At 69.0% G+C, this 19859-nt stretch carries 16 protein-coding genes; 9 read left to right on the top strand and 7 right to left on the bottom strand.

Going from position 1 to position 19859, the window contains the following annotated elements; genetic code table 11:
• Positions 1 to 319: 319 nt before the first annotated feature.
• Complete coding sequence (locus ACFU5V_RS04845) at positions 320 to 886, top strand: hypothetical protein (protein ID WP_378430140.1); 567 nt, start codon at positions 320 to 322, stop codon at positions 884 to 886.
• Between the two features lie 19 nt (positions 887 to 905).
• On the opposite strand, the gene ACFU5V_RS04840 is transcribed toward ACFU5V_RS04845, so the two are convergent.
• A complete protein-coding gene (locus ACFU5V_RS04840; RefSeq protein WP_378430141.1) occupies positions 906 to 1166 on the bottom strand; it encodes a hypothetical protein in 261 nt (86 codons plus the stop codon).
• A 315-nt stretch (positions 1167 to 1481) separates the two neighbouring features.
• Between ACFU5V_RS04840 and ACFU5V_RS04835 the strand changes: the two genes are divergently transcribed.
• A complete protein-coding gene (locus tag ACFU5V_RS04835) occupies positions 1482 to 2024 on the top strand; it encodes a DinB family protein (RefSeq protein WP_378697304.1) in 543 nt (180 codons plus the stop codon).
• A 75-nt stretch (positions 2025 to 2099) separates the two neighbouring features.
• Here the strand turns inward: ACFU5V_RS04835 and ACFU5V_RS04830 are convergent, their stop codons facing one another.
• The 4 genes from ACFU5V_RS04830 to ACFU5V_RS04815 are packed head-to-tail and all read right to left on the bottom strand — an operon-like array spanning position 2100 to position 7558.
• A complete protein-coding gene (locus ACFU5V_RS04830; RefSeq protein WP_378697302.1) occupies positions 2100 to 4352 on the bottom strand; it encodes an alpha-galactosidase in 2253 nt (750 codons plus the stop codon).
• On the bottom strand, positions 4349 to 5284 hold the full coding sequence (locus ACFU5V_RS04825; RefSeq protein WP_378430144.1) for a carbohydrate ABC transporter permease: 936 nt from the start codon (positions 5282 to 5284) through the stop codon (positions 4349 to 4351). The genes ACFU5V_RS04830 and ACFU5V_RS04825 overlap by 4 nt, the downstream gene beginning before the upstream one ends.
• On the bottom strand, positions 5284 to 6207 hold the full coding sequence (locus ACFU5V_RS04820) for a carbohydrate ABC transporter permease (protein WP_378697297.1): 924 nt from the start codon (positions 6205 to 6207) through the stop codon (positions 5284 to 5286). The genes ACFU5V_RS04825 and ACFU5V_RS04820 overlap by 1 nt, the downstream gene beginning before the upstream one ends.
• Before the next feature lie 55 nt (positions 6208 to 6262).
• Positions 6263 to 7558: an ABC transporter substrate-binding protein gene (locus ACFU5V_RS04815; protein ID WP_378697295.1), complete on the bottom strand. Its 1296-nt coding sequence runs from the start codon at positions 7556 to 7558 to the stop codon at positions 6263 to 6265.
• A gap of 229 nt (positions 7559 to 7787) precedes the next feature.
• Between ACFU5V_RS04815 and ACFU5V_RS04810 the strand changes: the two genes are divergently transcribed.
• From ACFU5V_RS04810 to ACFU5V_RS04780, 7 genes are read left to right on the top strand one after another with little or no spacing between them, the layout of a single operon-like run.
• The gene (locus ACFU5V_RS04810) at positions 7788 to 9866 is read left to right on the top strand and encodes a beta-galactosidase (protein WP_378697293.1); all 2079 of its coding nucleotides are present in this window, start codon (positions 7788 to 7790) and stop codon (positions 9864 to 9866) included.
• Positions 9863 to 10669: a DeoR/GlpR family DNA-binding transcription regulator gene (locus ACFU5V_RS04805; protein ID WP_083395591.1), complete on the top strand. Its 807-nt coding sequence runs from the start codon at positions 9863 to 9865 to the stop codon at positions 10667 to 10669. Before ACFU5V_RS04810 ends, ACFU5V_RS04805 begins: the two co-directional genes overlap by 4 nt.
• Positions 10656 to 11822, top strand: coding sequence for a galactose-1-phosphate uridylyltransferase (gene galT, locus ACFU5V_RS04800; protein ID WP_378697291.1), 1167 nt, complete (start codon positions 10656 to 10658; stop codon positions 11820 to 11822). The genes ACFU5V_RS04805 and galT overlap by 14 nt, the downstream gene beginning before the upstream one ends.
• Positions 11819 to 13009, top strand: a complete 1191-nt coding sequence (gene galK, locus ACFU5V_RS04795) for a galactokinase (RefSeq protein WP_378697290.1) — start codon at positions 11819 to 11821, stop codon at positions 13007 to 13009. The genes galT and galK overlap by 4 nt, the downstream gene beginning before the upstream one ends.
• 27 nt (positions 13010 to 13036) lie before the next feature.
• Positions 13037 to 14119 (top strand): ABC transporter ATP-binding protein, encoded by a 1083-nt coding sequence (locus ACFU5V_RS04790; protein ID WP_378430150.1) that lies wholly within the window; start codon positions 13037 to 13039, stop codon positions 14117 to 14119.
• 16 nt (positions 14120 to 14135) lie between these two features.
• On the top strand, positions 14136 to 15128 hold the full coding sequence (galE, locus tag ACFU5V_RS04785) for a UDP-glucose 4-epimerase GalE (RefSeq protein ID WP_378697288.1): 993 nt from the start codon (positions 14136 to 14138) through the stop codon (positions 15126 to 15128).
• Between the two features lie 27 nt (positions 15129 to 15155).
• Positions 15156 to 16475, top strand: coding sequence for a DUF2252 domain-containing protein (locus ACFU5V_RS04780; RefSeq protein ID WP_378430152.1), 1320 nt, complete (start codon positions 15156 to 15158; stop codon positions 16473 to 16475).
• 6 nt (positions 16476 to 16481) lie between these two features.
• Here the strand turns inward: ACFU5V_RS04780 and ACFU5V_RS04775 are convergent, their stop codons facing one another.
• Both ACFU5V_RS04775 and ACFU5V_RS04770 read right to left on the bottom strand, forming a co-directional pair.
• Positions 16482 to 17978: a dynamin family protein gene (locus ACFU5V_RS04775; protein ID WP_378697286.1), complete on the bottom strand. Its 1497-nt coding sequence runs from the start codon at positions 17976 to 17978 to the stop codon at positions 16482 to 16484.
• Complete coding sequence (locus tag ACFU5V_RS04770; protein ID WP_378697284.1) at positions 17975 to 19819, bottom strand: dynamin family protein; 1845 nt, start codon at positions 19817 to 19819, stop codon at positions 17975 to 17977. The genes ACFU5V_RS04775 and ACFU5V_RS04770 overlap by 4 nt, the downstream gene beginning before the upstream one ends.
• Positions 19820 to 19859: the final 40 nt, after the last annotated feature.

Below are 19859 nucleotides of genomic sequence, written 5' to 3'. Positions count from 1 at the left end.
GTGGGCAGGTTGTTCAGTACTGAACTGCGATGTTGGCGCTTAGTGAGCGCCCTCCGCTCAAGTTTGCACTCCGGGACCATCCGGAGTCAATTCGAACTTGAGTCGAGCACGCTCAATCTTGTCGTAAGGCTCAACGGAGGGGTGAGGAGATTTGTTCCCGGCCGCCCGGATCTCGTGTCGGCACCGCCGCCCGGATGTCGTGTCGGCACCGCCGCCCGGATCTCGTGTCGGCACCGCCGCCCGGATGTCGTGTCGGCTCCGCCGACGCGGCCCGTGCGCGTCGGCCAACTTACACGCGGCCGCTCGATAGGATCGCAGCGTGACGACACCCGAACAGCCGCCACGCCGGCCGGCACCGCCGCGACCCGTCCCGCCGCGCCCGGAGTTCGCGGTCACCCCGCTGCGCTCCGCCCCCACCGACGCCACCCCGAAGGCTGTCGCGGTGTCGCTGTCCGCCTGGGTGGGTTCGTTCGTCGTCCTCGCCGGCATCGCCGGGGCCATCGCCCTCGACCTCGGCGCCGTCCGCGACGCCCTCGAGGCGTCGGTGGCCGCGGACAATCCCGGCGACTCGGCGACGGACATCACCGACACGGTGAACCTGACGCTGATCGGCAGCGGCGCCATCGCCGTCGTCCTGATCCTGCTCGGCCTGCTGGGCATACAACTGCTGCGCGCCCGGAAGACGGCGGGGCGGATCACCCTCGCCGTCGTCGGCGTCCTCAGCGCCGCGGGCGGGGTGGGCCTGTGGACGCTGCTGTCCGACGCCGGGGACGCGACCGCCGGAGTGCTGCAGTGGGCGCCGCTCGCCTACAGCGCCCTCGTCGCGGTGGGAGTGCTCGCGCTGTTCGCCCCCGGTGTGTCGCCGTGGCTGCGCCCGGGTCGCTGACCGGAGTCGCCGACGGGACTCACGCCTGGCACGGGGCGGTGCTGTGCTGGAACTCCGGATCCGGGTCGTACTCGCGGTTGGACGTGCCCGAGTAGTCGGGATCGGGGTCGTATTCGTCGTTGGTCGTCCCGGTGAAGTCGGGGTCCGGGTCGTACTCGTCGTTGGTGGTGCCCTCGTAGGAGGAGTTGCAGGCCGGGTGGGCTGCGGCGGTCTGGGTCACGGACGCGGCGCCGAACACGAGAGCCACTGCTGCCAGTGCGGTCATCGTCGTGCGGATCATGGTGAGTCCTTTCATCGGTGGGCTGAGCGGACGGAGAAGAAAACTTCCCTTGCCTCTGCAGCGCCGCGCCCCACGACGTCGTGGTGCGTCACCGAGGGGGTACCCAGATCGGGGCGCGTGAAAAGTGTTCCGGGCACCTCCTCGAGGGGACGAGTTGCCGGCGCCGGCGAAGGGAATGTTCATACCGAGAATCCTTCTCGCCGGGCACTTTCCGCACATCCAGGAAGGCACCCAACTCGGTCCCCGGGAAAAACCCTGAGAAGCCCTTCCTAATGAGGACCGTTTCTGACCTCAATCGCTTCTATCGTTCTTCTCATGACCACTTCGCAGAAGTCCCCGGCCACCGGCGAACGCGCCGACCTCCTCCAGATCCTGCAGGAGCAGCGCGCCACCCTGCTGATCACGATCCGCGGTATCGACGACGAACAGGCACGGAAGCGCTCGACCGTCAGCGACCTGACGCTCGGGGGTCTGATCAAGCACGTGTCGCACACCGAAAAGCACTGGATCGAGACCATTCTCGAACCCGACGAGAACGCGGAGTTCGACATGGAGTGGTCGATGCAGCAGTACTACATGCGGGACGACGAAACCCTCGAGGGACTGCTGGCCGAGTACGCCGACGTGGCCCGCGCGACGGAGGCCGCCGTGGCCGGACTCGACGACCTGGACGTGCTCGTCCCGCTGCCCACCGCCCCCTGGGCGCCCGAGCGGCAGTGGTGGACCGCCCGCCGCATCCTGCTGCACATCATCCGGGAGACCGCCCATCACTCCGGACACGCCGACATCATCCGGGAATCCCTCGACGGCGGAAACACGACCAGGCAGATGGGCGCCGACGCGGGCATGGAGTTCTGACCCACCCGCCGGAACAGACGAAAACACCTCACCGGCTTCGGGTTCCGGTGAGGTGTTTCTCGTCTCGGTGCGCGGTTACGTCTCCTCGGTCACGGACAGCACGATCACGTCGTCGGGGAAGGACGCGGGTGTCTGCAGACCCACGACCGCGAGGGCCCGGCCCGTCAGCGAGACGCCCGGAACTTCGCTCCCCGCGGACAGTCCGTCGGCGCGTCCGCCCCCGGGTGCCGTGGTGACGGTCGGCTGATCCTGCGCGGGCACGTTGAACCACACCGGCGGTGTCATCCCCTCGTCCGGTTCGCCGGCGAAGACGGGGCGCACCCGGTAGCGCCGGTCGGGGTCGAGCCCGGGCAGCGTGAACCTGCCCCGCGGCGACACCTCGGATCGCCCGACGTACGCGAGGAAGAACAGCGCCTCCGCCCGGTCCTGCGCGACCGCGCCGTAGACGAGCAGGGTCGGATCGATCTCGTCGGCCCGCACCATCGTTCCCGTGTGCAGCAGTTCCCGGTGCCGCTTGTACAGGTCGATCCACACGGCGAGCTGTGCATTTTCGTCTTCGGTGGCGGTCGCGAGGTCCCACTCGATCCCGAGGTGACCGTAGAGCGCCGTCCCCGCCCGGAACGACAGGCGGTGGTACCGGCCGGTCGTGTGGGAAACCCCGGACGCGATGTGGGAGCCGAGCAGTTCGGGCGGAAGCAGTTGCATCGTCCACCGGTTCATCTGCTGACGTTCGAGCGGGTCGATGCAGTCCGAGACCCAGACCCGGTCGGTGCGCTCGAGGATTCCGAGGTCCACCCGGGCCCCGCCCGACGAGCAGGATTCGATCTCCAGACCCGGGAAGCGGCGCTTCAATTCGTCCATCAGCCGGTACGTCGCGAGAGTCTGGTCGTGGACGCCGGCCCGTCCGAGCGGGGAGGTGCCCGCGTCGATCAGGTCGCGGTTGTGGTCCCACTTGATGTAGGCGATGTCGTACTCGCCGAGGATCGCGGACATCCGTTCGAGGATGTGGTCGTACGCCTCGGGGATCCCCAGATTGAGCACCTGCTGGTTCCGGGACGGCACCGGGGTGCGCCCGCCGGTCGCCATGACCCACTCGGGATGTTCCCGTGCGAGATCGGAATCCAGGTTGATCATCTCCGGTTCGAACCACAGGCCGAATTCCATGCCGAGGGAACGCACGTGATCGACCAGCGGATGCAGACCGCTCGGCCACACCGTCTCGTCGACGTGCCAGTCCCCCAGGCCCGCCAGATCGTTGCGCCGGTACCGGAACCAGCCGTCGTCGAGCACGTAGCGTTCGACGCCGAGCTTCGCCGCGCGATCCGCCAGGTCCGTCAACCGGGCGAGGTCGTGATCGAAGTAGACCGCCTCCCACACGTTGATCGTGACCGGGCGCGCACGCCGCGGATGCGTGGGCCGCGACCGGAGGTAGTCGTGGAAGCGATGCGCCTGGGCGTCGAGTCCGTCGCCGTAGGCACCGTAGATCCAGGGCGTCGTGTAACTTTCGCCGTCCGCCAGCCTTATTTCGCCCGGCAGGAGCAGCTCCCCGCCGCCGACCACCTGAAAACCGGTGAACAGGCGTTCCGCGTAGTGCCGATGGTTGCCGCTGAACGCGACGTGGGTGCCCCACACCTCGCCACGGTCGAAGCCGAAACCGGGCACGCCGACGGAGAGTACGGTCGCCGCGTCCGGGCCGGTGCGTCCCTTCCGTCCTTCGCGTTCGTGGATGCCGACGGTGAGCTCGCGGCGCTGCGGGGTCCGTTCCTTCCCCCACCGGCCCGCGAAGTCGAGGATCTCCCGGGCCTGCGGCGGGACCGGGAATGCGAGCTGGAGGTCGTCGAGAGCGTAGAACGTGTCGCCCGCGTTCGTGACCTCGGCGCGCGCCCTCAGCAGGCCGCTCGGCAGCAGTTCGATGTCGAGGACCAGACCGAGATCGGCCACCGGGTCGTGTGCGGCGACCCGGACCTCACCGGCACCGACCGCGACGAGTCCCGCCCGGTGCTCGGATCCGTCGACCGTGAGCGTGGTCGTCGTGAACAGCGGCGACCAGTCGGCGCCGTCCCGGTGGCCGGCGATCCCGGGTTTCCCCACCCACCCGGTGTGGTGTTCGGGGAGTACCGACAGGCGCACCGGGAGATCGACCACGTTGCCCGCCGGGGGCTCGATGTTCGCCTGCGCCAGGGCCTCGACGTCGGCGAGGGTGAGGTCGCCGAGCGCCGCACCCCAGTGCACGATCGCCGGCAGTCGTCCTTCGGTGAGGTCGAGGACGACGGACACGCCGCCGGCGGTGAGGTGAACGTACGCGTGCGGGGGGATTGTCGCACTCACTTGTTGGCTCCCATCGTCAGTCCGGAAACGAAATGCCGCTGCAGCGCGACGAATACGAGCACCGTCGGCAATGCGACGAGCACCGATCCGGCGGCGAGCAGGTTGGTGTCGGTGAAGAAGCTGCCCTGCAGATTCTGCAGCGCGGTGGTGACCGGCAGCTTGTCGCCGCTGACCATCAACGCGAGAGCCCAAAAGAAATCGTTGTATATCCAGGTGATCATGAGCGTCGCGAGCGCGGCCAGCGCCGGACGGCACAGTGGGAGCACCACCTGCCAGTACTGGCGGAACAGTCCAGCGCCGTCCACGGTTGCCGCCTCGAGCAGTTCCGGCGGAACCGTCTTCATGTAATTGCTCAGCACGAACACGCAGAACCCGGTCTGGAACGCGACGTGCACGAGGATCAGTCCCCAGTAGCTGTCGTAGAGCGAGCCCGACGAACTCATCCAGTACGGCAACGGAATCGCGTTGTACAGGCGGAACAACGGGGTCAGCAGCGTCTGCTGCGGCAGCAGATTGCCCGCGATGAACACGGCCAGCATGATCACGTTGAACTTCCACGGGAACCGGGCGAGCACGAACGCGGCCATCGACCCGATGAACAGGATCAGCAGCACCGCCGGGATGGTGATGAGCATCGAGTTGAGGAAGTAGTGCGGGATTCCGCCGACCTCCCACGACTCGGTGTAATTGCTCAGCGTGAATCCGCCGACCGACAGGTAGCCGTGGGTGAGGACGTAGTCGTAGTCGCGGAACGAGTTGTAGAGCGCCCACAGGAGCGGGAAGATCCACAACAACGCCAGCGCGGTGAGCAGGAGGTACATCGCCGCGTGCGCGGTACCGAGCCGGCGCCGGTTCGCGACCGCCGCCTTGTTGCGGGGCCCGGCCCGGTCGACGGGCACACTGTGGTCGGTGGGGTGTGTGGTCATGGTCATCAGTCGTCGCTCCGCAACACGATCCAGAGATAGAAGGATATGAACACCAGCGAGATCACGAGCATGATCGTCGCCAGGGCCGAACCGAATCCGACCCGGCCCGCTTCGCCCACGACATTGGCGGTGACGAGGGCGGAGATGAGTTCGAGTCCGTTGCGACCCTTGTTGATCACCCACACGAGGTCGAAGGCGCGCAGGGCCTCGATGACGGTGATGACGATGATCAGCAGGTTGGTGGGCTTCATCAGAGGGAACACGATCCGGAAGAACGTGCGGATCGGCCCGGCGCCGTCCATGAGGGCCGCTTCGCGCACCGACGGGTCGATGGCCTTGAGGCCCGCCAAGTACAACAGCATGATGTAGCCGGTGTGCCGCCAGCTCGCGGCGACCATGACGGCCCAGATGTTGACGTCCGGGTTGCCGAGCCAGTCGACGTCCGTGCCGAGGATGGTGTTGAGCACGCCGCCGTCGGTGGAGTAGATCAGCTGCCACACGAACCCGACCAGTGCCATCGACAACACCACGGGGATGTAGAAGATGCTCTGGTACAGCCGGCTCCCCTTCAGACCCCGGTCGAGGAGGACGGCGAGGAAGATGCCGAGGATCGTCGGGAAGACGAACAGGAACGCCAGCCACAGGACGTTGTTGTGCAGGGCCTGCTGGAACGGCGGGTACGCCTGGACGGCGTCGACGTAGTTCTGCGGGCCGATCCACTCGATGGTGGACGTGCCGCCGATGCCGTCCCAGCGTGCGAACGACAGGATCACCGTGAACACGGTGGGAATCCACACCAGCCCGATCACGATCGCGGCGGGCAGCCCGAGCATGACGGCGATGGTCCACCGGTCACCCCGGCTGCGCCGGACCTTCGGCGCCGGGGTCCGGGGTTCGGTTCCGGTCTGGGGAGGAACTGTGCTGGTCATGAATTCACCTGACCTGTCGGGACCGTGATGATGGTCGTTGTCTGCTCGTGTGCGTTCATTGCCCGAACACCGCCGCCTTCTGCCGCTCGATGCTGCGGACCAGGCCGTCGACGTCGTTCGGGTTGCCGAGGAACTGCTGCATCGCCGGGATCATCACGACGGACGCGAAGTCGGGGCGGGTGTCCCGGTCGAGGAACTGGGTGATCGCCCCGGCGCCCTGCACGAGGGCGGCCGACTTCTGCACGAGCGGAGGGAAACTCGACAGGTCGGCGCCGCGATGCGCCGGGATCGCCTGCGGGTCCTGCTTCGCGTACGCGACCGCGGCGTCGGCGCTGGTGAGGAAGGAGAGGAGCTGCTGCGCCCCGCCGAGGTTACGCGGGTCCTTGCGCATCATGAAACCGTCCATCGGCGCCTCGACCGCCGAAGTGCCGACGGCAGAGTCGAGTTCGGGGAAGGCGAAGAAGTCCAGGTCCTCCCGGTCGGACCCCGCGGGGAAGCTCTGCGCGACGAACATGCCGGCCACCAGCATGCCGACCTCCTTGTTGAGGAGTGCCTGCTGCGCCTCGGACATCTTGCGGCCCAGCGGTTGCGGCTGGTGGAACGGCAGGATCTCACGCCAGGTGTCGAACACCGACCGGACGCGGTTGTCGGTCCAGCTCACATCGCCCGCGAGCAGGGAGCGGTGGAAGTCGACGCCGTTGAGGCGCAGGTCGAGGTAGTCGAACGTGCCGAACGGCGGCCAGCCGTCGCGCACACCGAACCCCATGGGGGTGAGACCGTCTGTCTGCATGCGTTTCGACAGGATCACCCATTCGTCGAACGTCTTCGGCGGCACGTAGCCGCGCTGCTGCCACAGGCTGGGCCGGTAGAACACGGCCCACGGGTAGTAGAAGAACGGGATCAGGTACTGCCTGCCGTCGGTTCCGGTGGACGCCTCGCGGAAACTGTCGCTGAAACCGCTGCCGCGTGCTTGCCACACCGAGCTGACGTCGTCGACGAGGCCCTTGTCGGCGAAGTATTTCATCCGGTATCCCGACATCCAGGTGAACACGTCATCCGGTGTGCCCTGCAGGTAGTTGTTGACGTTTTCCTGGAACGAGGTGGAGTCGACGGAGTTGATGCGCACGGCGGCGCCGGTCTGCTGCTGGAACATCCCGACGACGTCCTGGACGCCGAGCTTGGCGTTCTTGTCCGACAGCCGCGATCCGAGGGTGATCAGGTGGGGGTCGACACCGCTCGTGCACCCGGACAGCAGGCCCGCCGTCGACAGGGCGCCCGCGGCGCCGAGCGCGGCCTTGAGAAAGGTGCGCCGGGAGGGTTGCCACGTGTGCGGCAGCTCGTTTCGGTTCATGGTGCCCTTTTCGATTGAGTACCCGGTGGGCGGAGTCGCTCACCACTTGATCGAAATCGAACAACTTCGATCACATTTCGGTGCTGTCGCCTCACGCCGCTACGTGATGCACGTTACAAAATCACGACCATCCGCGCATTGTCAACCGGATCGATACGCTTTCACCTGCGGAAGTGCAGAAATGTTCATTCGTGTTGACTTTTGAACGGAGATCCGACAGATTGTGAGCATGCACACAGCGAGCGACTCCGGCGGGCGGCCCCTGAGGTGGCCGACCCGGGGCATTTCCTTCGGCGGTGACTACAACCCCGAGCAGTGGCCCGAAGAGGTGTGGCGGCGCGACGTCGAACTCATGCGCGAGGCGGGTGTCGACTTCGCGACCGTCGGCGTGTTCTCGTGGGCGCGGCTGCAGCCCACCCCCGACACCTGGGACTTCGGCTGGCTCGATCGCGTCCTGGATCTCCTGCACGGGGGCGGTGTCCGCGTCGACCTGGCCACCGCCACCGCGTCCCCGCCCCCGTGGCTGACGGCGGCGCATCCCGAGGTCCGGCCCGTCGACGAGCGCGGCTACCGGTACGAGATCGGCAGCAGGCAGACCTGGAGCCCGAGTTCCCCGGTCTACCGCGACCTGTCCCTCGTCCTCGTCGAGAAGATGGCCGTCCGCTACGGCGACCACCCGGCGCTCGCCCTGTGGCACGTGTCGAACGAACTCGGCTGTCACAACTCGCGCTGCTACTCCCCCGACAGCGCGCGGGCGTTCCGGCGGTGGCTGCAGCGTCGCTACAGCGACCTCACCGAACTCAACCGGGCGTGGGGCACGACATTCTGGAGCCAGCGCTACAGCGCGTGGGACGAGGTGGTGCCGCCCGCCGTGAGCACGACGTTCGGCAACCCCACCCATCTGCTGGACTGGCGCCGATTCTGCTCCGACGCCCTCCTCGACCAGTACCTCGCGGAGCGGGAGGTGTTGCGGCGCATCACCCCCGACATCCCCGTCACCACCAACTTCATGGTGGGGATGGGCTCACCGCAGTCGCTCGCCGGCGACATGAACTACGCGCAGTGGGCGCCCGAACAGGACCTCGTCTCCACGGACCACTACCTGGTGGGGCCCGCGACGGGCGACGGCGCCGCCCACCACCGGCTGTCGTTCTCCGCGGACCTCACCCGCGGGATCGCCGGGTCGCGGCCGTGGCTGCTGATGGAGCATTCGACGAGCGCCGTCAACTGGCAGCCGGTCAACCGGGCGAAGGCGCCCGGCGAGATGCTGCGCAACTCCCTCACTCACGTGGCCCGCGGAGCGGACGGCATCGCCTACTTCCAGTTTCGTGCCTCGCAGGCCGGCGCCGAGAAGTTCCATTCCGCCCTCGTGCCGCACGCGGGCACCGATTCCGCCCGCTGGCGGGAGGTCGTCCAGCTCGGTGCCGTCCTGCGCCGCCTCGAGCCGGTGGCAGGCAGCCGTGTGGAGGCGCCGGTGGGTGTGCTGTTCGACTGGGAGTCGCAGTGGGCGTGCGAGCAGGACGGGCATCCGTCCCGGCTGATGCAGCCGATGGCGATCGCCGAACGCGCCCATCACGCCTTCTCCGGCGTCACGTGTGACGTGATCCCCCCGGACGCCGATCTGAGCGGATACGCCGTGGTGGTGGTCCCGGCCGTGTACCTGTGCAGCGACGAGGACGCCGCGCGGATCGAGGCCGCGGCCCGGGCGGGCGCCCAGGTGCTGGTCACCGCGTTCTCCGGGATCGCGGACCGCGACGATCACGTCCGGCTCGGCGGCTATCCCGGGGCGTTCCGCGATCTCCTCGGCGTCCGCACCGAGGAATTCTTCCCGCTCGCCGACGACGAGACCGTGGTCCTCGACGACGGCACCGCCGCCGGCATCTGGACCGAATACCTGACGGTCTCCGAGGATGTGGACGTCCTCGCCCGCCACACCGAGGGACACCTGCAGGGCGTGCCCGCCCTCACCCGGCGCCCCGTCGGCGACGGCGCGGCCTGGTATCTCGCCACCGTCCCCGACCCGCGGGGCTGGGCGAGGCTCGCCGAGACAATTTGCGCCGCAGCCGGTCTCGACCTTCACGCGGGACGGCACTCCGACGTCGAGATCGTGCGCAGGCGGGGCGAGAACGGGTCGTGGCTGTTCGTCCTCAACCACACGAACGAGAAGGTGACCGTGGACGTGTCCGGAACCGACCTCGTGACCGAACGGGTGGTCGACGGACCGCTCGCCCTGGAACCGGGCAGCTGTGCTGTGATTCGCGAAGGCAGCGCCGGCCGCGGCGCCCGGACACGAAAGGCGGACGCATGATGCTCGCTCGTCAGCGCCAGCAGGTGATCCTCGACGAAGTCACCGCGCACGGTGCGGTGAAGGTCGTCGACCTCGGCGCGACCCTCGGGGTCTCCGACATGACCATCCGGCGCGACATCAACGAACTCGTCGAACAGGGTCTCGTCGAACGGGTGCACGGCGGAGTCACGCTGCCGCGGTCGGCGAGTGTGCACGAACCGGGGTTCTCGGCGAAGTCCGAACTCGACCGCGAGGCCAAGCGTGCCATCGCCCGCGCCGCCGCCCGGCTGGTGCGCCCGGGCACGTCGGTGGGCATCTCCGGCGGCACGACCACACACGCGCTCGCACGCGAACTCCTCGACGTCCCCGACATCACCGTCGTCACCAATTCGCTGCCCGTCGCAGACGCGTTCCACGAGGGCGGCCGCGACGACCAGACCGTCCTCCTCACCGGCGGTCAGCGCACCCCGTCGTTCGCACTGGTCGGGCCGCTCACGGTCGCCGCCCTCCGCGGTATCCACGTGGACATGCTGTTCCTCGGCACCCACGGCATGGGGATCGACTCGGGGCTCACCTGCCCCAATCTGATGGAAGCACAGACCAATCAGGCGCTCGTCGCGTCGTCGCGGCGGGTCGTGGTGCTCGCCGATCACACCAAGTGGGGGGTGACCGCGCTGGCCAACACGATCCCACTGTCCGACGTCGACATCCTCATCACCGACGCCGGGCTCGAGCGCGCCGCCCAGGAAGCCCTCGCCGACCACGTCGGCGATCTCGTGGTGACACGGGAGAACCGGGAAGGACTTGACGATGACCGTGCGTGACGAACAGGAGGCGCGGGAGGCCCCCGCGCGGGTCCGGATGCGCAAGACCCGGACAACGCTCGCGGACGGCCGCGAACTGATCTACTTCGACGACTCCGAGCCGTACGTGTCGGGCGACGCCACCCGGGAACTGGTGGATTCGCGCCCCTTGCCGCCGGCGGTGTCGCAGTCGCAGATGCGGTTCGATGTGCTCACGGGTGAGTGGGTGGTGATCGCGGCGCAGCGGATGGACCGCACGTTCCTGCCACCGCCGGACGCGTCACCGCTCGCCCCGAGCCGGCCGGGCAAGGCGCCCACCGAGATTCCGGCCGACGACTACGACGTCGTGGTGTTCGAGAACCGCTTCCCGTCGCTGGCGACGGCCGCCACCGAGCAGGACCTCCCCGACTGCGTCGACGGGGAAGCGTTGTGGCCGTTGGCCCCGGGAGCGGGAAGGTGCGAGGTGGTGTGCTTCACCAGCGACCCGGATGCCGCGTTCGCCACCCTGAGTGTCGACCGGGTTCGCACCGTCGTCGACGTCTGGGCCGACCGCACCGCCGAGCTGTCGGCGCTGCCCGGGGTGCGGCAGGTGTTCTGCTTCGAGAACCGGGGCAAGGAAATCGGTGTCACCCTCACCCATCCGCACGGTCAGATCTACGCCTACCCGTATCTGCCGCCGCGCACGGACGCGCTGATCCGGCGCTCCCGCGAGCACTTCGAGAGCACCGGGCGGCTGCTGCTCGCCGACGTCCTCGACGCCGAAACACGCTCCGGCAGAAGGGTGGTCCTGACCGGAAAACACTGGACCGCGTACGTTCCCGCCGCCTCGCGCTGGCCGCTGGAGGTGCACCTCGCACCCCACCGCGACATCCGTGACCTCACCGAACCGACCGACGACGAACGCGATGAACTCGCCCACGTCTACCTCGAACTGCTGCGGCGGGTCGACCGGTTCTTCGAGGGCGTCGACGCCGTCCCCTACATCGCCGCGTGGCATCAGGCGCCCGTCGGCGACGACCGCCCGCTCGGACGCCTGCACCTGCAGCTGTTCTCGATGATGCGCTCCCCTGGCCGGATGAAGTACCTGGCGGGATCCGAGTCCGGGATGGGGGCGTGGGTCAACGACACCACCCCCGAGCGCATCGCCGACCGGCTGCGGGAGGTGGCGTCGTGAGTTCACCGCACTGGGTCACCCCTGTCGACGTCCGCGCGGTCGCGGACACCGCGGAGGCGTTGTTCCGCAACACGTTCGGCGGCGACGCGGACGGTGTCTGGACCGCGCCCGGCCGGGTCAACCTCATCGGCGAGCACGTCGACTACGCCGGCGGGCTGGTCCTGCCGTTCGCCCTCCCGTACGGGACCGTGGTCGCCGTCCGGGTGCGCGACGACGGGATCCTGCACGCCGTGTCCACGCACACCACCGACACCTGGCGGGGCGCGCTCGTCGACGTCGCCCCGGGCCAACCGTCCGGCTGGGCGGCGTACGTCGCCGGGGTGGTGTGGGCACTGCGCCGGTCCGGACATCTCACGGCGGGAACGGGTTTCGACGTGGCGGTGCATTCGACGGTTCCGGTGGGCTCCGGGCTGTCGAGTTCGGCCGCCCTGGAGTGCGCCTTCGCGCTGGCCGTCGCCGACCTCACCGGACTACCCACGGACACGAACGGCCGCCGGCCACTGATCGAGGCGTCCGTCCTCGCGGAGAACGAGATCGCCGGCGCCTCTACCGGCGGCATGGACCAGTCGGTGGCGATGCTCGCCCGCCCCGGCCACGCTCTGCTCCTCGACTGCCGGGACGGCGCCACCCGGCACGTCCCCCTCGACTTCGGCTCCGCGGGCGCCCGGCTGATCGTCATCGACACGAACGCGCCGCACCGACTGGTCGACGGCCAGTACGGCAACCGGCGCGCCGCCGTCGAGAAGGCGTGCGCCGACCTCGGCGTCGCCACCCTGCGCGACGTCGCCGACGCCGACGCGGCGGTCGCGGCGCTCAGTTCCCCGGTAGCGCAGCGTGCCCGGCACGTGCTCGGCGAGATCCGCCGTGTCCGGGAGGTCGCCGACCTGCTCGACCGCGGGCGCATCGCCGACATCGGCGACGCCCTGAACCGTTCGCACGCCTCGTTGCGCGACGACTACGAAGTCAGCTCCGCCGAACTCGACTCCGCCGTCGACGCCGCCCTCGCGGCCGGCGCCTGGGGTGCCCGGATGACCGGGGGCGGGTTCGGCGGCTCCGCGATCGCCCTGGTGCCCGCCGGCCGGGTCGACGCCGTCGTCGAGACCGTCGTCCGCCGGGCCGCTTCCGCCGGCCTGCCGGTCCCCCAGTTCCTGTCCGCCGAGCCGTCGGGCTCGGCACACCGACTCTGAGATCCCTTCCACGACCAGGAGAACACCATGGCACAAGTCACGTACGACGCAGCCACCAAGATGTACCCAGGTTCCGATGTGCCGGCCGTCGATTCGCTGAACCTCGACATCGAGGACGGCGAATTCCTCGTCCTCGTCGGCCCGTCCGGCTGCGGCAAGTCGACGTCGCTGCGGATGCTCGCCGGTCTCGAGGACGTCGACTACGGCGCCATCCGCATCGGCGAACGCGACGTCACCGCGCTCGCCCCGAAGGAACGGGACATCGCGATGGTGTTCCAGAACTACGCGCTGTACCCCCACATGACTGTCGCGAAGAACATGGGCTTCGCCCTCGAGATCGCCGGCATGGACAAGACCGAGATCGGCCGCCGCGTCGAGGAGGCCGCGAAGATCCTCGACCTCGGCGACTACCTGAACCGAAAGCCGAAGGCACTGTCCGGCGGGCAGCGCCAGCGGGTCGCGATGGGCCGGGCGATCGTCCGCAACCCGCAGGTGTTCCTGATGGACGAGCCGCTGAGCAACCTCGACGCGAAGCTCCGCGTGCAGACCCGCACCCAGATCTCACTGTTGCAGAGGCGGCTGGGCACCACCACCGTGTACGTCACCCACGACCAGGTCGAGGCCATGACGATGGGCGACCGCGTCGCGGTGATGAAGGGTGGCCTCCTCCAGCAGTGCGCGAGCCCCAAGACGTTGTACGAGAAGCCGGTCAACAGTTTCGTCGCCGGATTCATCGGGTCGCCCGCCATGAACCTGTTCGAGGTCGACATCGAAGGCGGCGCCGCGCAGATCGGCTCACTGGCCACACCCGTGCCCCGCGCCGTCCTCGACGAGCTCGGCACGGACCGGGTGGTCGTCGGCGTGCGGCCCGAATCGTGGCGCGCGGCCGGCACCGGCACCGCCGTCAAGGTCGACGTCGTGGAGGAACTCGGCGCCGACGCCTACGTGTACGGGCGCCTCGTTCGGGACGGCGAACTCGGTGGTCACGACATCGTCGCCCGGGTCAGCGACTCCGCCTCCCCAGCCAAGGGCGACGTGATCCGGCTGGCACCGGACCCGGCCCGCCTGCACTTCTTCTCGCCCACGACCGGCGCCCGGCTCGGCGACTGATACTCGAAGGAGAACGGTGAAACTTCTCGTCACCGGCGGTGCCGGATACGTCGGCAGCGTCTGCGCACAGCGGCTGCTCGAGTGCGGCCACTCGGTCGTGATCGTCGACGACCTCTCGACCGGCAACGCCGACGCGGTGCCCGCCGGGGCGGAGTTCGTCGAGGACGACGTCGCGAACGCCGCCCACCGGGTCCTCGGCGCCGGGGATGTCGACGGCGTGTTGCATTTCGCCGCCCGCTCACTCGTCGGCGAGTCGGTGGAGACCCCGGAAACGTACTGGCAGGCCAACGTCGTCACGACGCTGACGCTGTTGGAGGCGATACGCTCCTCCAGCACCGGCCGGCTGGTGTTCTCCTCGACGGCCGCGACGTACGGCTCACCGGATTCCGTGCCGATCACCGAGGACGCACCGACCCGGCCGACCAACCCGTACGGCGCCACCAAACTGGCGATCGACCACGCGATCACGTCGTACGCGCACGCCCACGGACTGGCGGCGTGCAGCCTCCGGTACTTCAACGTGGCGGGCGCGTACGCCGGTCTCGGCGAGAACCGTCGCGTGGAGACCCACCTGATCCCGCTGGTGCTGCAGGTCGCGGCCGGGCACCGCGCCGAGATCTCGGTGTTCGGCACCGACTGGCCCACTCCCGACGGTACCGCCGTCCGCGACTACATCCACATCCGCGACCTGGCCGAGGCGCACGTCCTCGCGATCGAATCCTCGCGACCCGGAACGCACCGGATCTACAACCTCGGCACCGGCACCGGGTTCAGTGTGCGGGAGGTGATCTCGTCCTGCGAACGTGTGACGGGCCGGACGGTCGCCACGCGCGACGCGCCGCGCCGCGCCGGCGATCCGGCGGTCCTCGTCGCGTCCGGCGCCCGGGTGCAGGCCGAACTGGGCTGGCGCCCGCAACACGCCGATCTCGACGAGATCGTGGCCGATGCGTGGGCGTATCTGCAGTCACCAGCAGGGCAGCAGCGTTACCGTGGTTCGGTGCGGTCGTGACGGTTCTGCCGCGAGAAGGAGGCTGCTGTGGACGACGCCGATTCCACGAGGCGGAGGCGGATCGTGGAGGTCCTCGTCGAGACCTTCGCCGACCTGATGGACGCGGACCCGAGCGCGTTCCGCACGAAGTTCCGGAAGATGGCCGCCAACCCGTTCGCGTTCTACCGGGGCAGCGCGTGCCTGTTCTACGACGATCTGCGTGAGTTCGACGATCCGTGGGCGGACGAGCGCACCGGCCGCGTGTGGATTCACGGCGATCTGCATCTGGAGAATTTCGGCACGTACATGAACTCGGAGGGCACGCTCGTCTTCGACGTCAACGATTTCGACGAGGCGTACGTGGGGCACTTCAGCTGGGATCTGCGGCGCTTCGTCGCGAGCCTGGCGTTGATGGGCTGGCAGAAGGCGCTCCCCGAGAGCGATGTCCGGGAACTCGCCGAGACGTATCTGCGCAGTTACGTCGAGCAGGTCCTGCAGTACGCGCGGGAGGAGGAGGACGAGGCGTATGCGCTGCGCCTGGACAATTCGCGGGGCGCCATTCACGACCTCCTGCTGAGCGCGCGCCTCGCCACCCGGGTGAGCCTGCTCGAATCCGTCACGGTGCTGGAGGACTTCGACCGGCACTTCCGCCGCGGGCGCGGGGTCCGCGAACTGGAGGAGGCCGAACGCGCCACGGTCCGCGAGGCGGTGGAGAAGTACGTCGAGCGGGTCCCCCGCAGCAAGCGGTCCACTCGCCCGGTGTTCTACCGCATCAAGGACGTGGTGGGACGGAAGGGCTTCGGGATCGGAAGCGCCGGTCTGCCCGCGTACAACGTGCTCATCGAAGGGGCGTCCCAGGCGCTCGAGAACGACATCGTGCTGTCCCTCAAGCAGGGCAACGTCGCCGCTCCGAGCCGGATCGTCGACGAACCCGGTGTCCGGGAGTACTTCGAGCACGAGGGTCACCGCACCGCGGTGAGTCAGCGCGCCCTGCAGGTCCACACGGATCCGCTGCTCGGCTACACGGAGATCGACGGCACCGGCTTCGTCGTCGCCGAACTCTCCCCGTACGAACTGGACCTCGACTGGTCCGACCTCACCGAACCGGAGGACATCGCGCCGCTGCTCGAGGACCTCGGCCGGGCGACGGCGAAGGTGCACTGCGTCTCGGACGAGGACAGCGACCAGACCCTGGTGACGTTCCAGACCGAGGACGCGATCCAGAACGTCGTCGACGGCAGGCTGGACGAGTTCGTCGGCGAGATCGTCGACTTCGGCATCGCCTACGCCGAGGTCAGCCGCAAGGACCACCAGCTGTTCGTGGACGCGTTCCGGGAGGGCGAGATCGCGGGCGTGTCCGCCACCTGACCCGAACTACAGACGCACGGTGTTCAGTTCCTCCAGAACACCTTCCGCGCTGCGGGCGGCGACGGTGCAGGCCCTCGCCGTGAACTGGTCGAGCAACGGGTGGCGTGCCCGTTCGCGCCACTTCCGTACCGCGGCGAGTGCGCGCATCCGCTGCAACTCCACGGAGTCGTCGCCATCGGTGCCCAGTCGTTCCGAGATCTGGATGCCGAATCCGCCGATCAGGCGCTGCAGTTCGGCCACGTCGTCGGCGGGCAGCCCCACGTCGGTGGACCGCAGCCGCCCGAGCAGGCGCAGTTCCTGGAAACCGTGCACGTCGGACAGCAGTCGTTCGGCCGACATCAGGATCTCGCCCGCCCCCGGCACCGGATGCGCCGTGAGGACCCGCTTGAGTGCCACGAGCGCCGAGTGGGTCTTCAACTGATCGGCCCGCTGCCCGAACTGGATGTCGATCACCTGCCGCAGTTCGTCGAGCCCGCTGCGTGCCACCAGTTCGGCCGCCAGCGTCGGCGAGTCCTTGGTGCCCAGCCGGATCAGGGTGACGGCCATCCGGATCCCGAAGAGCCCGAAGCGGTCTGCCAGCTGGGCGCGCATCCGGGCGTCCACGGGAAGCGGACTGTCCTCGCGCGCGAACCGGTCGGCCGAGAGCATCGCCAGGTTCAGGTCGTCCACCGGGACCTCGGCCAGATGCTGGAACGCCGCGAACTCGGCCTGACGCATCGTGCGGGCCCCGAGCGCCAGCAGACCCGCGACGGGGACGACGGCCTGGCACAGCCCGGTGCGCTCGAGTTCGCCGGCGAACCTGGACGCCACCTCCTTCGCGGACATCATGGCGTCCAGGCGTCCGGCCCCCACCTCGTCGGCCCGCGACACGACCCCGACCACACCGAGCGGTCCCGATTCGTCGCCGACGTGGTCGCCGATCTGACCGAGGAACTGGACGTCGGTCGCGTTGAGGGTGCGCAGCAGGTAGACCACGGCGTCCGCGCCGGACGCCTCGTTGTCCGGGGTGAGCATCTCGAGCGTGCGCGCCGAGACGTCCCGCGACAGCGAGGACGTGCCCGGGGTGTCGATGATCGTGGTGTGCGCCAGCGCGGACGACGGCCACTCCACGTCGAGGCGGTCCACCTGGTCGGCGGTGAGGTGTCCGAGGTCGAACGTCAGATGTCCGTCCCGGCGCAGCACCGGGACGTTCGCCGAACGCCGGCCGCCGGTGCCCGGGTCCGGCTGGTACCAGGCCGTCACGGTGGGCGTCGACCCGCTCCGGTACCAGGTGACGACGCGCGTGCACTCGGTCGCGTCGGTGGGCGCGATGTCCTGCCCCACCAGGGAATTGAGCAGCGTGGACTTGCCGGCCTTCAGCGAACCGGCCAGCGCCACCCGCAGCGGTTGTTCCAGTCGCCGGGCGCATTCGGTCAGCTGATCCCGGATCTCGGGGCGACCTGCGTACAACTGCCGGGCGGACGCGATGAGTGCCCGGGCTTCGTGGAGCGGAGCGGCGGTCATGCCGTGACCGCTCCCGCGTCGCCTGCGACGAGTTGCGCGGCCTGCTGTTTCAGCTCGGAAGCGACGTGCAGATCCTTCTCGAGTTGCGCGATGCGACGGGTCCGTTCGGTGGACTCGAGGTTCGCCGCCTCCTGCGCGGCCCGCAGCGACTCGTTGATCGACCGTAGAGCCTGCTCGGCGATCGCGGTGAAATGGTCGCGCAGCAACCGCTGGATCGACCGGAGCCGATCCTTCGACTCCTTGCCCACCTGGAAGCTGGCGTCGTCCGCGAACCGGCGGATCGCGGTCTTCGCCTCCGCCCGCCGCTTCAGGATCCGGCTCTCCCGGTCTTCGCGGTACGCCTTGGTGCCCAGCAGGACTCCGGCGCCGATCGAGATCGGATTGACCAGTGCCATCCCCATCATGGTGGTGATCAGACCGAACATGAGGACGCCGCCGTAGGAGCCGCGCATCCCGACGAGGACCTTCTGGGTGATCCCGATGCGCCCCGCCTCGAGGTCCGCGAGCGAGGCCACCGGTTCGAGGACCCCGTCCACGTTCGCGACGTCCAGGTGCGGGAGTTCGACGGACCCCGTCTCCGCGAAGTGCTGCGCCACCACCTCGGCCAGCCACAGCGCGCGGTCGTGGGCCCAGACGAAGTTGTCGCCGATCGCGGTGGCGAACTCCTGCTCGAGCCACTGCCCGAGCGCGTCCCAGTCCTTACCGGGATCGCCCTCGTCCACCGTCTCCTCCGCCTCCCGGGTGACGCGGCGCAACCGGTCCCGCAAGTCGTGGTCGATGTCCGCGGCCAGGTCGGCGATGCCGTCGCCGAGCGTCTGCTGCCACAGCGACGTCTTCTTGTGCAGTTCCTCTGCGGCGGCCTTCGCCTTCTGCAGTTCCGCGACCGCGGCGACGCCCTTCGCCGGATCACGCAGGGCGGCAAGCTCACTGCCGATCCCCAGGGTGAGATGCTCGGCCGCCGACGACACGTCCAGCGACACGGCCCGGCGGGTGTTCGCCTCCGCGCGCGCCACCACCCGGTCGCGCAGGAACGCGTACAGCTCGACGAAACCGGATTCGGTGTTGAGTTCCTCGTCCTGCAGGCGCAGCGCGTGCGAACGCAGCACCGAGGAGATCGGAATCAGGGGAACGTCCAGGCCGGCGCGCGCGAGGTGCCCCCGGTCGGCCTCGACGATCTCGCGCCAGTGCGGGTACAGGTCGGTCTTGCTGATCAGGCAGGCCACCGACGGGCACAGGCTCGTGACCTGGCGGATGAAACCGAGTTCCGGCTCGGTGAATTCCTGGCTGGCGTCGGACAGGACGAACACGGCGTCCGACGCCGGAATCAGACCGAGCGTGCTCGCGGCGTGCGGGTTGCCCGCGCCGCCCACCCCGGGGGTGTCGACGAGGACCAGCCCGTCGGCGAGCAGCGGGCTCGGGACGTTCACCTCCACCCGCAGTACTTCCCGGCCCCCGGCGCGGGGCGAGGCCGGGGTGATGCCGTTCAACTCGTCGAGCGGCAGCGGCACCCGGATCGGGTCGGCGCCCGGATCGGCGAGGACCAGTTCCGCCGACGCGGTCTCCGCGTTCTGGACGACGGTGGGGATCGCGGTGGTCTCGTCGTCGCCCACCGAGCACACGGTGAGATTGAGAAGCGAATTCACGAACTGGCTCTTGCCCTGCTTGAGCGGCCCGACCACCACGATCCGCATCCGCGGGTCCTGCACCCGGCCCCGGGCCGAGTCGAGACGCTGCGCCAGGTCGCCGCGGCCGAACCGCTTCGCCACGTCCAGGGCCTGCTCGAGCAGCGCCGTCATCGACTGGGATCGGGCTGGACTCTTCTCGGCGGCTGCACTGTCCATGAGCTTCGTTGACCCGCAATTCTTCCGACCTCGTGCGGGC

Origin of the sequence: Rhodococcus sp. NPDC057529 (assembly GCF_042802055.1) — a bacterium.
In the GTDB taxonomy this organism is placed as follows: domain Bacteria; phylum Actinomycetota; class Actinomycetes; order Mycobacteriales; family Mycobacteriaceae; genus Rhodococcus_F.
This window is presented reverse-complemented; position numbering and strand designations above follow the sequence as displayed.